The organism is Bacteroides sp. AM54-2NS (genome assembly GCF_003602935.1).
GTDB classification, from domain to species: domain Bacteria; phylum Bacteroidota; class Bacteroidia; order Bacteroidales; family Bacteroidaceae; genus Bacteroides; species Bacteroides xylanisolvens.
The window spans coordinates 20,242-35,235 of record NZ_QTMZ01000012.1; the positions used below are offsets into that span (position 1 = coordinate 20,242).

General features: G+C 44.5%; 7 protein-coding genes and 4 pseudogenes. 4 read left to right on the top strand and 7 right to left on the bottom strand.

Annotation, left to right across the window (positions count from 1 at the left end; translation table 11 throughout):
* Window positions 1–33 precede the first annotated feature (33 nt).
* Complete coding sequence (locus tag DXA05_RS09565) at window positions 34–330, top strand: septum formation initiator family protein (protein WP_004316220.1); 297 nt, start codon at window positions 34–36, stop codon at window positions 328–330.
* Between the two features lie 3 nt (window positions 331–333).
* Window positions 334–675, top strand: a complete 342-nt coding sequence (locus DXA05_RS09570) for a hypothetical protein (protein WP_004316221.1) — start codon at window positions 334–336, stop codon at window positions 673–675.
* A 113-nt stretch (window positions 676–788) separates the two neighbouring features.
* Here DXA05_RS09570 and DXA05_RS09575 read toward each other — a convergent pair whose 3' ends face one another.
* Both DXA05_RS09575 and DXA05_RS09580 read right to left on the bottom strand, forming a co-directional pair.
* A complete protein-coding gene (locus DXA05_RS09575) occupies window positions 789–1,391 on the bottom strand; it encodes an OmpH family outer membrane protein (RefSeq protein WP_032812121.1) in 603 nt (200 codons plus the stop codon).
* A gap of 27 nt (window positions 1,392–1,418) precedes the next feature.
* Window positions 1,419–1,652, bottom strand: a complete 234-nt coding sequence (locus DXA05_RS09580; protein ID WP_008026083.1) for a hypothetical protein — start codon at window positions 1,650–1,652, stop codon at window positions 1,419–1,421.
* Between the two features lie 133 nt (window positions 1,653–1,785).
* Between DXA05_RS09580 and DXA05_RS09585 the strand changes: the two genes are divergently transcribed.
* Window positions 1,786–3,246 (top strand): aminoacyl-histidine dipeptidase, encoded by a 1,461-nt coding sequence (locus DXA05_RS09585; protein ID WP_087322395.1) that lies wholly within the window; start codon window positions 1,786–1,788, stop codon window positions 3,244–3,246.
* Window positions 3,227–4,443, top strand: a pseudogene (locus tag DXA05_RS09590) (endonuclease). Before DXA05_RS09585 ends, DXA05_RS09590 begins: the two are co-directional and overlap by 20 nt.
* A gap of 78 nt (window positions 4,444–4,521) precedes the next feature.
* On the opposite strand, the pseudogene DXA05_RS09595 reads toward DXA05_RS09590, so the two are convergent.
* The 5 genes and pseudogenes from DXA05_RS09595 to DXA05_RS09615 form a co-directional block, all read right to left on the bottom strand.
* Window positions 4,522–6,131, bottom strand: a pseudogene (locus DXA05_RS09595) (AAA family ATPase).
* 96 nt (window positions 6,132–6,227) lie between these two features.
* Window positions 6,228–7,402, bottom strand: a pseudogene (locus DXA05_RS09600) (mechanosensitive ion channel family protein).
* 140 nt (window positions 7,403–7,542) lie between these two features.
* Window positions 7,543–9,360, bottom strand: coding sequence for an alpha-L-fucosidase (locus DXA05_RS09605; protein WP_128859109.1), 1,818 nt, complete (start codon window positions 9,358–9,360; stop codon window positions 7,543–7,545).
* Between the two features lie 144 nt (window positions 9,361–9,504).
* Window positions 9,505–12,594 carry a glycoside hydrolase family 2 TIM barrel-domain containing protein gene (locus DXA05_RS09610; protein WP_008026074.1) on the bottom strand — a complete coding sequence of 1,030 codons (3,090 nt, stop codon included), beginning with the start codon at window positions 12,592–12,594 and terminating at the stop codon, window positions 9,505–9,507.
* Between the two features lie 69 nt (window positions 12,595–12,663).
* Window positions 12,664–14,986, bottom strand: a pseudogene (locus tag DXA05_RS09615) (glycoside hydrolase family 20 protein).
* Window positions 14,987–14,994: the final 8 nt, after the last annotated feature.

The following is a 14,994-nucleotide window of genomic DNA, read 5'->3' on the forward strand; positions in this document are numbered from 1 at the left end:
GTTTTATCTTTGCGGATATTAAAAGGAGAAATTATGGGTAAACTAATCAGTATCTGGAGTTTCATACGCAGACGAAAGTATCTCATTACGGTCGTTGCGTTTGCTGTTATCATTGGCTTTCTGGACGAGAACAGCCTAGTTCGTCGTTTCGGATATGAACGGGAGATTAGCCAGTTGAAAGAAGAGATAGAAAAATATCGGGCAGATTACGAAGAGAACACCAAGCGTCTCAACGAAATAACGACCAATCCGGACGCCATCGAGCAGATCGCCCGTGAAAAGTATCTGATGAAGAAACCCAACGAAGATATTTACGTTTTTGAAGATTAAAGAATGAAACAATTAGTACCCGCCCTTTTTGTCGTAGGCGCCATCATGGCTCTCACCGGAGCTGCTGTATTTATCACCGGATGGATCTATGCTCCTTACATATATACTATCGGAGCCGGACTTTTCGCATTGGCACAAGTGAACACGCCTGTCAAAGGAAAAGGCAAAACACTGAAACGCCTACGCGTTCAGCAGATATTCGGAGCATTGGCGCTGATCCTGACTGGAGCCTTTATGTTTACCACCCGAGGCAATGAATGGATTGCCTGCCTCACGATTGCTGCTATCCTCGAACTTTACACTGCTTTCCGTATTCCGCAGGAAGAAGAAAAAGAAAGGGCATAAAAAAAGCCTGTTCATAGCTTTACAGTCTTGAACAGGCGGAAATCGAAAAAAATATTGAAAACGTTCCGTCCTTTTTATCAGGAAACGGAACGTTTATTTTTTATCCTTCACTATTATTTCTTCACAGGTGAATATCTTGCATTCAACCCGTCAACAATTTCTTTTGTGATATTAAAAGTGCTGTCAGCATAAAGCAGGTTATCAAAACCTGTGTTGCTGAAAATCAGGCTATATCCGTGAGTCTTATTATATTCTTTCAGGAAAGCGTTGATAGAATCGCGGAACTGCAAGCTATTCTTGTTGTTCTCTTCCATCAAACCATTCTGAAGTTTGTTACTCAACTCTTGCAAATCTTGTTCCAACTTCACCAGACGGTTGTATTCTTGCTGCGCTCTATCTTGTGACAGGAAAGCATTGTTTTCTACTTTCTTCTGGAAATCTTGTTTTTCCTTGTTCAAAGAGGTAGCCTTCTGATTCAATGTCATGCGAACGTTCTCGCTCTTCTTTACCATCGCCTCATTCAAGTCAATACAGAAATTGTATTTGGCAAGCAGCGTATCTATTTCAACATAGGCAATTTTCATTCCTGACAGTTCGGCATTAGCCTGTGCCGGAGTACTTGTAGTTTGATTGTCAGTTTTGCCAGCACATTGTGAAAATAAAACGATAAACGCAAGAGCAGCCAAACCGTTCATGAGGTAGTTCATTCTATTCATAATTAATAAGTATTGTTTTTAATAAATTTAATTCATACTATCGTTCAAGGCTTTTTCCAACTCATCAATAGAAAAACGCGGTTTCTTTTGTGCTTCGCGATCCTGCGACTGTGCGCATCCGATTCCTTTCTGACGCAACGTTTTATTCCCGCTCACATGACCATTCGGGAATTTTCCACCCTTCGTAAAGAATACTTTCACCCCTAATAATACCAGGGAAATAGCAACTATTAACAAAGTTATCAGTATAGTCTCAACCATTTCTATTAATTTTGTGAGTGCAAAGATAGGCTTTAATGAGATATGAGTTCAGATAAGTCAATCAAATTAACCATATTTAGCAATAGAAGAAGCGAAAACAGCCCTTCTATTCCTATTATAAAATAAAAACAGCATGGAAAAAAAAGACTTAAAGCCGGCTGGCGTATTCAAGTATTTCGAAGAAATCTGCCAAGTGCCACGCCCTTCGAAGAAGGAAGAGAAAATGATTGCCTACCTGAAGGCATTCGGAGCAAAACATAACCTGGAAACCAAGGTGGACGAAGCCGGCAACGTATTGATTAAAAAACCCGCTACTCCGGGAAAGGAAAATCTTCAAACCGTCGTATTGCAATCACATATCGACATGGTGTGCGAAAAGAACAATGACGTTCAACATGACTTCCTCACCGATCCCATCGAAACGGAAATTGACGGTGAATGGCTGAAAGCCAAAGGCACTACCCTCGGAGCCGACAATGGTATCGGTGTAGCTACCGAGCTGGCTATTCTGGCTGACGACAGCATTGAACATGGTCCGTTGGAATGTCTGTTTACCGTAGACGAAGAAACGGGGCTTACCGGAGCTTTCGCCCTGCAGGAAGGTTTTATGAGCGGTGATATTCTTCTGAACCTCGATTCGGAAGATGAAGGGGAAATCTTTATCGGCTGTGCCGGAGGTATTGACTCCGTTGCAGAATTTACTTATAAGGAAGTGGAAGTTCCTGCCGGATATTTCTTCTTCAAGGTGGAAGTGAAAGGTTTAAAAGGCGGTCACTCCGGTGGTGATATTCATTTGGGACGGGGAAATGCCAACAAAATACTGAACCGTTTCCTTTCACGCATGGCTGGCAGGCATGATCTGTATCTTTGTGAAATCAACGGTGGTAACCTGCGCAACGCTATTCCCCGCGAGGCATACGCTATCTGTGCTGTTCCCGAAGATGCCAAACATGATGTCCGCACCGAACTAAATATCTTCACCAGCGAAATGGAAGACGAATTATCCGTTGTAGAGCCCGACTTAAAGTTGGTTCTCGAATCGGAAACTCCCCGCAAGACGGCTATCGACCAGGATACCACTACCCGTTTATTAAAAGTTCTGTATGCAGCTCCTCACGGTGTATACGCCATGAGCCAGGATATTCCCGGACTGGTGGAAACTTCTACCAATCTGGCATCTGTCAAGATGAAGCCGAATCATGTCATCCGCATTGAAACTAGTCAGCGGAGCTCGATACTATCCGCACGCAACGATATGGCGAACACGGTTCGTGCCGTATTCCAACTGGCGGGAGCCAATGTTACGTTTGGCGAAGGTTATCCGGGATGGAAACCGAATCCCCACTCGGCTATCCTCGAAGTGGCTGTTGAATCTTACAAGCGTCTGTTTGGTGTAGACGCGAAAGTTAAAGCCATTCATGCAGGATTGGAATGTGGCCTGTTCCTTGATAAATATCCAACGCTGGATATGATCTCTTTCGGACCGACACTGACAGGTGTTCACTCTCCTGACGAACGGATGCTTATTCCTACCGTTGAGAAATTCTGGAAACATCTATTGGATATCTTGGCACATGTTCCTGCCAAGAAGTAACAGACAGATAAGTCAACATAAAGAAGAGTATGGTAACAGTGAAAAGAGAGTAGCTGTTGCCATGCTCTTTTTTGCAATGAATTTAATAGCCGTAAGTTTCTTTGCTCCTTCTTATGTTATCGCACAAGATTCTCACGAGGACAAGGCTATCACGACACACAAGTCCCCTCTCAACAAGAAAGAATCCCTTTCCGCGTTGTAAGTTGGAACATAGAAAACCTGTTTGATACACACCACGACAGTTTAAAGAACGATCACGAATTTCTTCCCAACGCGATGCGTCATTGGAATTATAGCAGATATAAGAAAAAGCTGGTTGACGTTGCCCGTGTAATTACGGCGATTGGTGAATGGAGTCCGCCTGCATTAGTCGGATTATGTGAAGTAGAAAATGATACAGTGCTTCGTGACCTGACCCGCCGTTCTCCTTTAAAAGAGCTTAGTTATCGTTATGTAATGACCAACTCCCCTGATTTAAGAGGAATTGACGTAGCCTTGCTTTATCAACGGGATTTATTCAAACTATTATCTTCCCGTTCCATTTCCATCCCTCCGTTGAAGCAATACCGCCCGACAAGAGATTTGCTACACGTCAGCGGACTTCTACTGACGGGAGATACGCTCGACGTATTTGTCTGCCACCTCCCCAGCCGCTCGGGTGGAGCCAAAGAATCGGAACCCTATCGCTTATATGCAGCTCACACTCTGCGTATGGAAGTTGATAGCATCATGAACATTCGTTCTCTTCCGCAAGTCATTATTATGGGGGATTTCAACGATTACCCGACCAATCAATCTATTCAGAAAATATTGGAAGCTGAAGCACCTCCTGTTACTACCAATAATCTAGCCTCAACAACCGGCTCCACCAACTTCTCAACAGTTGCCCCCTCCTCATTAAAACTATATCACCTACTCGCCCGGAAAGCTAAATCAAAAGACTTCGGTTCTTACAAATATCGTGGTGAATGGGGATTACTCGATCACTTGATTGTATCAGGCACTCTATTAAATCAATCAAATCACTTTTTCACCAGCGAAGAAAAAGCAAATGTATGCCTTCTCCCCTTTTTACTGAAAGATGACGAAAAATATGGTGATAAAGAACCTTTCCGCACTTATAAGGGGATGAAGTATCAAGGCGGTGTCAGCGACCATTTACCTATTTATGCAGACTTCGAGCTGATTTTATATTAATAAAGTACCGTCTCGTTAGTTCTTTCTATAATAATGAATGAACAACAAATATATCTTGGAAAATAATTATGATATTTCTCATACGATAGAAACTTCTTCCCAGTCTTCTACTGTCCGTGTGACAGATGAGAAGTTCACTCCGATGCAAATCACTTTTCGTTTGTCTGCCAGATAAGGCTTGGCGTAGCCAGTCTTCTCTATTTGTTCCAGAGCTTCCTGTGCTGTTCCATCCATTTTGAATTCAAAGATATAGACGTAATCCTCCATCTCCAGCGTACAATCCACCCGTCCGTAGCTTTGGCGGTCCTCGCAATGGATGGCGGTGCAATATACGCCTATCAGTCGAAGCAATAGATAAAAAGTGTATTGAAAATGCTTTTCTGTTATATCTATATCTTTCAACGAGCCGTGGGAGTCATAGGGAATACTTGCCAAAAAAGAGGTGAGGGAACGGCGGAACGCATCTGTATCACCGCGTTCAAGGTCCATCACGGCATCTGTTATCCAACTCGTCACTTCTTTACTCTTCGGCTTCATATAATTGGCTGCTAATACAGACAAGAATCCCTTCCGTACTTCGTTGTTTGGGAAATCGAGCAGATAGGTTCCCATTTTTTTATTATATTCCTTGATTGTGAGGTATCCGCTTTGAAAAATCATTGGTAGGGGCTGTTCCACATCCGCTTTGTAGTCTATAACATAGTTGGGTCGTAGAATTTTCCTGTTAGTTCATTCATCTGTTCGCGACTGTGTTGTAGCAGACGTATCAAATAAGTCGGGGTACCGGTGGCGAACCAGTAGTCACGGATTTCATTCATATCAAAGGCATTAAGTATGCTAAACGGATTATAGATGGCGGCCATGTTCGTACTAAAATGATAGCCATCGTACTGCCGTTTCAACCAGTCCTTCATTTCCTCCACCGTACATTCGTATTTAGTTGCCAATCGCGAGATGGGTTCTGCGAAGTATTTCTCCAATTCTTCCTGAGTGATTCCGCATAGTGATTCGTAGCGTTCATCCATACTAATGTCTTTTGGTTGGTTGAAGCCACTGAACACACTTACTTGCGAAAATTTCGTAACTCCCGTCAACAGTACGAATTTCAAGTATTCGTCAGCTCCTTTGAAGGTGGAATAAAAAGATTTCAGAATTTCCCTGTGATGGTCTTCAAGCAAAAGTTTCTCTCCTACATGGTTGCAGGTGTAAGTTCCGGTATCCAACACATCGAGAATTGGTTTGTCATATTCATCAATCAGTACTACCGCACGCTGCCCTGTCCGTTCATAAGCACGGCGGAGCAGTTCCTTGAAGCGGTCACCTGTGGTAGTATAGTTCAGATTTTTGCCATAGATGTCTTCCCAATTGCCTAAATACCCTTCGATAGTTGCTTCGAGCACTCCCGGTTGGGTGTATGGCCCACCGTTAAAGTCAATGCGGAAAATAGGATATTGCAACCAGTCTTTTTCAAGGTCAGCAATTGCCAGTCCGTCGAAAAGTTCTTTCCGCCCCTGAAAATAACAGGCAAGTGTACTCACCAACAGACTCTTCCCAAAACGACGGGGACGACTCAAGAAATAGATTGAACCCGTTTGCACAAGGTTGTAAACTAAGGCAGTCTTGTCTACATAAACAAAACCGTCTTCACGAAGGCGGTCAAAGCTCTGTATTCCAATAGGATATTTCATCTTTTTATCGGCTTTTTATGAATCACTAGACGAAGATACGTGAAAACAGGCATAAATACAAACGATTCCGGACATTATAAAACGAATTTTGTTATATTAATCCGAATACTGATAAACCTTCAAGTCAAACTTGGGAACCATTGCCAGCAAATGGTCGAAGATGTCCGACTGGATACGTTCGTATTCTTTCCAAACTTTGTTTCGGGAGAAGAAGTAAACTTGAATAGGTACTCCATACATCGTGGCTTCTTTCTGGCTGATAATCAAGTCCAAATCTTGATTCACCACAGGCAAGCTGCACAAATAACGCTCGATATATACACGATAAACCTGGGAATTGGTAGGTACTACACCTTCTTCAGGCTGATAATCCGCCATCAAAGGGATTTCCTTCCGATAACGGTCGAGCATTTCGGGCGTACAGAATTGGATCGTAGTCAAATCCAGGGTTATATTCTTCATTACCCTTCGTCCTCCTGATTGCACCATTCCCCGCCAGTTCTGGAAAGGGCTGCTAACCAAGGTATAAGGGGGAACGGTAGAAATCGTATTATCGAAATTCTGAATCTTGACTGTATTCAGAGTAATCTCCTGCACTGTGCCATTGGCAGCACCGGAAGGAAGCGTTATCCAGTCGCCCGGACGAACCATATCATTGGCGGAAAGCTGGATCCCCGCCACAAATCCTAGTATGGAATCCTTGAATACCAGCATCAGTATGGCGGCCGAAGCCCTAATCCCGCAAACAAACTGGCTGGGGACTTATTCACAATAATGGCAATGATAATGATTCCACCGACAAAGAACAGAAGCACCTGCAACACCTGAATGAATCCTTTCATCGGACGGTTCTTCATTGACTCCTTCCCGTCGTAGATATCCATTATCATCAATAGAATCCCATTAATGGCCAACAGCAAAGAAAAGATTATGTAAACGGCACAAGCTTTCTGGGAAATAAGCAATAAGTCCTTGCCACGAATAAAAGCCATTGGCAGTAAAGAATAAACCAGAAAAGCCGGAACCGTATGAATCAGGTTGTGAAACACTTTGCGCTTCATCAGCAACGTATTCCAAAGGTGCGGTTTCCGACGGGTGTACCGCTTCATTCCTCCTATAAGAATCGCCTGGCAGAGATAATTCAGACCGATAGCAATTGCTATCATCAGCACAGCAATAATAGTCTCATCAAAACGGTCGGCAACTGTCGGGTCTATTCCCCAATCTATCAGGATTTTGTTCATCCATTTTCCTAAATCTAGTACAAGCATAACTTCTGTCCTTTTTTATTAATAACAGCAAAAGCTTCATTTGGTTTAGAAAAAAAGACTGGCGTCCGATTCACTAGAAATCGGGACTGCCAGTCTTCACTGCTATTCTCTAAGCATATCTTTCAGCGATAACAATCCCATCAGGGAGTTGTTATCACTCCTATTTCATCCATTCCTACTTTCGCGGTTGTTGCGGTAGGTGTAGTAGCCTCCAACTTAATATAACGCGCCTGTACTTTCTGGCCGAAAGTGACCGTTTGCGGCAGCGGGTTGTGCATGATATTACTGAACTCACCATTGGCAGGAACTTCCTTCCAGTGCTTTCCGTCCATGCTCACAAAGAATTTATAACGGAAAGCCATCGTCGGTTTCGCTTCCGCTTTCGAAGGGGCATAAGTAAAGCTGGCTAATGTCACCGATTTGCCCAAGTCAATCGTCAACGGAGAATCAGCGACTTGTTTCCAGCCGGCACGAGGCAGATTATTCCAATCTTCACCCTGAACCACTTCCTGCAAAGGAGCTGCATAATAAGCGGCCACTTGGTTAATATGAGCAGTCAGACGACATTCGTCAATCTTCACCCGTAACTGACTGGCTTTCACGACCGGGAAACGCAGCATACGTTTATATCCGATTGTCGTACCCTTGCCTACTTCTTTCCAACCGTTATCAGTCAAAGCCTCTACAACGAAAGACTCCACTCTCTGTCCTTTTGTGATATCTTCCTGAAGCATCACTAAGTTAATTTCCGAACCCGGTTCCAAAGAATAAACGGCTTCACTGCCCGAAATGGCATTCCAGTAGTTTCTCCCTTTCTTCACCCGGTTATCGGCAAATATCTGTTCACGGTAAGCTGCAAATTCCTCCAGACGATTCACGTCCGCTTCATTAATCAAGCCTTTGCGGTCGGGCGGTATATTCAATAAAAGCACGGAGTTATATCCTACCGACTGGAAATAAATATCCGACAGATGTTTCAAGGATTTCACTTTCGCGTCTTCTTCCGCATGATAGAACCATCCCGGACGGATGGACACATCCACTTCCGAAGGATACCAGAATAATTCCGTAGCTTTCTCCAGCATTTTGCGGCTTCCTAAATCTTCCGCTTTGCTAAAGACACCCAGACGTTTGTTGTTTTCTGTCGAGCGGGCATAAATTCCCGGAGTCAGTACGGTGGCATTCCATTCCGTTTCGCGTCCCAGCCCTCTTTCATTTCCTACCCAACGGACATCGTCTCCCATAATCGCCATCACAGCTTTCGGTTGAAGGCGTTGGATGGTTTTATAGAAAGCGTCCCAGTCATACACTTGTTTTTTTCCGTTCGGACCTTCGCCATTCGCCCCGTCGAACCAGACTTCATGCACCTCACCATAATTGGTGAGCAATTCCGTCAATTGACGGACAAAGAATTCATTGTAACGGGGAGAGTCTCCATAACATTCCGCATTCCGATCCCACGGAGAAAGATAGACGCCGAACTTCATATCATATTTATCGCAGGCTTTCCGGAGTTCTTTTACGACATCCCCCTGTCCGTTCTTCCAAGGAGAAGAGGCTACGGAATGTTTCGTTGTAGCTGTAGGCCACAGGCAGAAACCGTCGTGATGTTTTGCGGTCAGAATAACCATTTTGAAACCTGCATTTTTCAAACTCTTCACCCATTGTCCAGCATCGAGTTCTGAAGGATTAAAGAGTGCGGGATCTTCTTTTCCGTCTCCCCATTCACGTCCGGTAAAAGTGTTGATACCGAAATGAAGGAAAGCGGTCAGTTCCATTTGTTGCCAGGCATATTGTTGCGGAGTGGGCACCAGCCGCGCTGCCATATCGACTTTCTGTTCGAGCGTTGCATCTTGAGCAAATTCAACATGCTTCACGTAGTAGTTTTCTTTTTTCTGTGCCTGCACTCCACCGATGAGGGTAGAAGACAATAAGAGAGAGAGTAGTAGTTTATTCATAGCCTATAAATTATTGCAGTTTTACAAAAATAAAATAAAGGCACGGATTTCACGATTCTCATGGAATACTTTCTTACGATATTCCATTCAATCAGTGTACCCCCCACCTTTATATATAATCTAAATAACCTATTGATTTAGTATCTATTTCACCGGATAAAGGGTAAATTCAAAACTCTGTTTCTTTAATGGAACCAAGTATTGCGGTAACACTCCGGGACCACAAGTAGCCGTTCCCACGCCTGCCTGTTCGGCATCCAGATGCACTGTCAACAAGCCATCACGTTCCAGTTCATTGATATGGCGGGCCTTCTCTAATAATACATCCGAGAAAGGAATCATACTAAACTGGAAAACACGATTTGATTCTACAAAGAGGCCTTCGCCGGAAGTATTTGCCAACTTCGCCCAACGTACATCGGTGCGGTTGCCCGTAGATTGCGGAGCAACATAATAATGAAACATCCGTTCCGGTGTGGTCTGATATACACCGATTTTGCCGGACTGATTGCGGTCAATGTATGTTTCATTCCCTCCACGTCCGAGGTAAGAAACCTGATCGTAGGTGTTCGCCACACGGAATGTCAGTCCCAGACGTGCCATTGATTTCACGATGGTCGTGTCGGACTGGAAAGTAGTAAGTACTTTCAACGCACCGTTTTTATCCAATGAATAAACAAAGTCGGCAGTTCCTATCTTTTGCGCTTTCGCATTTAGAATTTCCACCCGGGCAGTGGTCGAAGTCTTGCCCTCTTTCAGTGAAACGACCTTTTGGGTCAGATTATCCAATCCTGCATTACGCCACAGACGTGCACCGTTCTTATCCCGGTTGTCATTATCCGTTGCCGGGCGGAAAAGGCTCAATGTCAGCGGAGCAGCTAATAATTCTTTGCCATTCAGGTTCAATGAAGTCAGCGCCCCTGTTTGCTTGTCAACGGTGAAAGCCGTTTCACCTGCTTTTTGCGGACGGTAGCCTGTGTAATTCTTATTACCGGCAAGCACGAACTGATCGTATGCCACTTCCCAGTCCTTATCGATCATTGAAGATGCTTCACGACGCATCCAGCTGATATTCAGATAAGCCTCACGAATTGTATTCGGAAGTTTGACAGCGCCTAAAGCTACATCTACGGTAGCGTGCGGTGCACAATCAATCGTTTTCGTACCTTCTGCCAAAATCTTGCCATTGTCTGCCGTCACATTCCAGTTCAGTACATACTCATTCAGATTAGAGAAGTCATACCAGTTCTTGACACGGATAGTCAGATTCTTTTGATCTGCCAAAGTCGCTTTTATATTCTGGTATACTTTCTTTACCTCAAGCAAATGCGGATGCGGTTCACGATTGGCGCCTACCAAACCGTTACAGCAGAAGTTACCGAAACTCGGGATTCCTTCCGGCCCGTAATCACCGCCATACGTCCAATACCATTTACCGTTTTTGTCTATTTCGCGGAATGACTGGTCCACCCAGTCCCAAACGCAGCCACCTTGTGCCATCGGATTGTTTTCAAATACATCCCAGTATTCTTTCAGTCCGCCGCAACTGTTGCCCATCGCGTGCAGGTATTCACAAAGAATAAAAGGACGGTAGATGTCTTTCTTCGCAAGATATGCTTTGATGTCGTCCACACTGCGGTACATACGGCAGTAAATATCCGTATTATAGTTCAATTCGGCACGTTCGTATTGCACGGGGCGAGTGTTTTCTACCGATTTCAGCCAGTCGTAGGTACGCTCGAAGTTGATTCCGTTGCCGGCTTCATTTCCCAACGACCAGATGACGATAGCGGGATGATTCTTGGAACGTTCGTACATCCGGTGGGTGCGGTCCATGTGTGCGGTCAGCCAGGTAGTGTCTTTGGCAAGAGAAGCAGCCCCATATCCCATGCCGTGGGATTCGATATTTGCCTCATCAATCATGTACAATCCGTAGCGGTCGCAAAGCTGATACCAGTAAGGGTGAGTCGGATAATGCGAGTTACGCACCATGTTGATATTGTGCAGCTTCATCAGTTTGATGTCCAGTTCCATCAGTTCTTTGCTCACGGTACGTCCCAGCTGGGAGTGTTCGTGGCGATTGGTTCCTTTCACCAATACCGGAACACCGTTGATGCAGAAACGTCCGTCCTTAATTTCCGAAGTACGGAAGCCGACTTCGCAACCCGTCAGTTCGGTGACCTTGCCTTGTTCATCCTTCAGTTCGAGTATTAATGTGTAAAGATGAGGATACTCTGCGCTCCAAGCCTTTACATCAGGTAGATTCTTTCTATCAAACGTGATAAGATTGCTCAATCCACGGGATTTTATCCGGATGGCATCCTGCAGGACAGTTTTGCCTTCGGCGTCTTTCAGGGTATAAGCAATAGAAGTGGCTCCAGGTGTAATAGAAGGTCCCTCTACGGTCACTTCAAGTCCGAAAATTCCATCTTTGTATTTCTCTTTGTCCAAAGATGCATTCAGTTTGTAGTCGGCAATGTACTGTTTGGGAGTGCTGTAAAGATACACATCGCGTTCGATACCACTCAAACGCCACATATCCTGACATTCCAAGTAAGCACCCGCACTCCATCGGTACACTTCCAAAGCAACCACATTTTCGCCTTCATTGAGGACGTCAGTAATATCCCATTCGGCAGCTGTCTTTGACCCCTGATTGTATCCAAGCAATTTTCCATTCACCCATACATAATAGAAAGAGATGACCCCTTCACAACAAAGTACTACCCGGCGTCCTTTCCAGTCGGCAGGCACTTTGAAGGTACGGCGGTATGAGCCGACTTCATTCTCCGCATGCGGTACCAGCGGCGGATTCTTCTTGAAGTTGAACATTTTATCGTCAAATTCATACGTTTCGTTGACATAGATAGCTGTGCCATAACCCTGACGTTCCCAGTTGCCAGGCACATTGATGTCCGCCCATCCTCCTGTGTAATAAGAAGGTTGGTAAAAGTCCTTCGGACGGTTATCGGGATTCTTCACCCAATGGAATTTCCACTTTCCGTTCAGGCTCATATAAAAAGGAGACTGTTCATACCCTCCCGGCTTTTCAATGTCGGAAGCGTTGGCATAAGGCCATACGTATGTGTGAGGAGCGAGTTTGTTCAGTCCCACCGCATACTGGCTCTGCCATTCGGGTAACGGTTGTTGCTGCGCTAACGTGAAAGTAGTGGCAGCCAGTACTGCTGATAAGATTAAAGAAGTTCGTTTCTTAAAGCTAATGTTCATAAGCATGTCATCATAATTAGTTTATACAAGATTGTTTTACAAAGCACCTAATTGCTATTTTTAACTACTTGATTACTATTCTATAATCACTTCATCAAAATAGACTCTCGCTTCCTGACCGGGGCGGACATGCTCGTCGGGACATATCCCCGCACCTTCTGCCGTCACCCGGACATAACGAGCAGATACTCCGCCCATGTCTATCGAATAGTCATTTCTGAAAGTTCCTTCCTGATAGATTTCTTCCGGAGAAAAGTTCAATTCTCCTATGGCATGTAGGTACGATTATCATCAGAAACTTCTACGCGAATCATTTTCGGTTTGTGCGCTCCCATTCCATAATTCGTAATGCAACCAATGGTTAATTTATTCAGTTTTTCCTGACTCTGCAAATCTATTGTGAAAGAGATAGAATCATTCCGGCTCCAGTTACACCATTCAAAATCAGTATATTTCAAGCTTCCCCGCAATCCATTGACTAATAACATTTCGTTCTTCTTATTGTCAAGCAAAGGTTTTGCCGTAGCTTTGTTCCATGTGAGTGGCAACTCTAAGGTTTCTCCCATTTGCTTGCCGTTCATAAAGGTAGCGGCTTTCACCATTTGCGTTTTCGTCACACAGATAGGTCCGTCGTAACGATGAGAAGACATTGCCGGATTACTCCCATTCAGTGTATAATAAATTTCCACATCCGGACGGATACATTCCAAACTCACTTCCAGATGTCCGTCCACTGGTGTCACTGTCTGTTGTATGTTATACATTGAGCGGGCATAAACAATTCCTTTTTCTGCAATATGCGAATTGTATACATCCATTCGTTTCAAAAATCCAGTCCAGTCCTTCGTTCCTGCAGCTGTCCAAGCCACTTCTGCCAAGGCAGCCAGACGAGGGAACAAAAGATAATCCACATCTTCCGGTTTATTACAGAATTCCGTCCACATACAGGCCTGTATACCCATTAGCAGTGATTCGTATTCCGGTTTCCAGTCTTTTTGTACAGGTTCGTAATCAAAAACATCTTTTAGGGTATTATTACCAAAATACGTTACCGGTTCAAACCATTGCGGTCCCTGATAGCGAATCAGGTACATGATACGCGCCGGAGTCATGATGAAACGATGTCCTTTTTCAGCAGCTTTCAGGGCAGCCGTTCCCATTCCCTGCCAACCGAGAATAATGGACTCTTCGGGAAGAAAAGAGCTGTTTGTCAATTCATCCCAGCCAATCACCTCGCGTCCTTTCTTACGCAGATAATCACTGATACGCTTCATGAAATAACCTTGCAAGTCTTCCTCATTGGCTAAATGCTGCTTTCTCATCCGTTTCTGACAAAGCGGACATTTTTCCCAGTTCGTCTTTCGCGCTTCATCTCCTCCGACATGAATATAGCGGGAAGGGAAAAGTGCCAGAATTTCGTCAAAGACATCCTGCAAGAATGTAAATACGCTATCATTCCCCGCACAGTAGATAATCTCGGAATTTCGTCCTCCCAAGCCGGGAAGTACACCGATAAAGTCTTTCACAACCGGACAAGCAAACTGGGGATAAGCAGCCAAAGCAGCGTTACTGTGTGCCGGTACATCTATTTCCGGAATGACTTCTATTTGTCTGTCGGCAGCATAAGCTACAATTTCCCGAATCTCCTCCTGTGTATAGAAACCACCTATTGGAGTAAGCTCTCCACGCTCCGGGTTACGGCGTGAGTGAAAAGGTACATCCGTACGGTCTACTCTCCACGCTCCTACTTCTGTCAAACGAGGATATTTCTTTATTTCAATCCGCCAGCCGTTATCGTCCGTCAGATGAAAATGAAGTTTGTTTATTTTCAACATCGCCATACAGTCGATGATTCGCAGTACGTTCTCTTTGGGAATAAAGCAACGTACCGGGTCCAAAAGTAATCCTCTGAAACCAAAACGGGGCTCATCCCGAACTATCATTGCGGGAACGTTCCAAGCGATATTCTGTACCGGTTGCTCTGATTCTATGGCAGCAGGCAGGAGTTGGCGGATAGATTGCAGGGCATAGAAGAAACCCTTTGTATCCGAAGCTTTAATGAGTATCTGTTGCGGTGTAATCTCCAACAGATATGCTTCGGGTTTAAAAGAAGAATCCGTCACGAAACGGACTTGTCCTTCTTTGCTGCCGACATTCAAAGCCGGAGTTATTCCGGCAGCACGGGTAAACAAGTCGATAAAATTGCGGGCAATCGCAGCTTGCCCTGATTTTCTACCGCAAATGCCGTTTTTGCAGAAAAGGTGAAGTTACCACTACCCGGCACAATCTGTGTCGGGCGTGGTACTATTGAAATTAAAGGGGATGTTAAGTTATCAGCCTGCAAGAACACTGTCAGTGGAGAAAGCAGTATGAGAATGATTAAGATGTATCTTTTCATGGTGTATA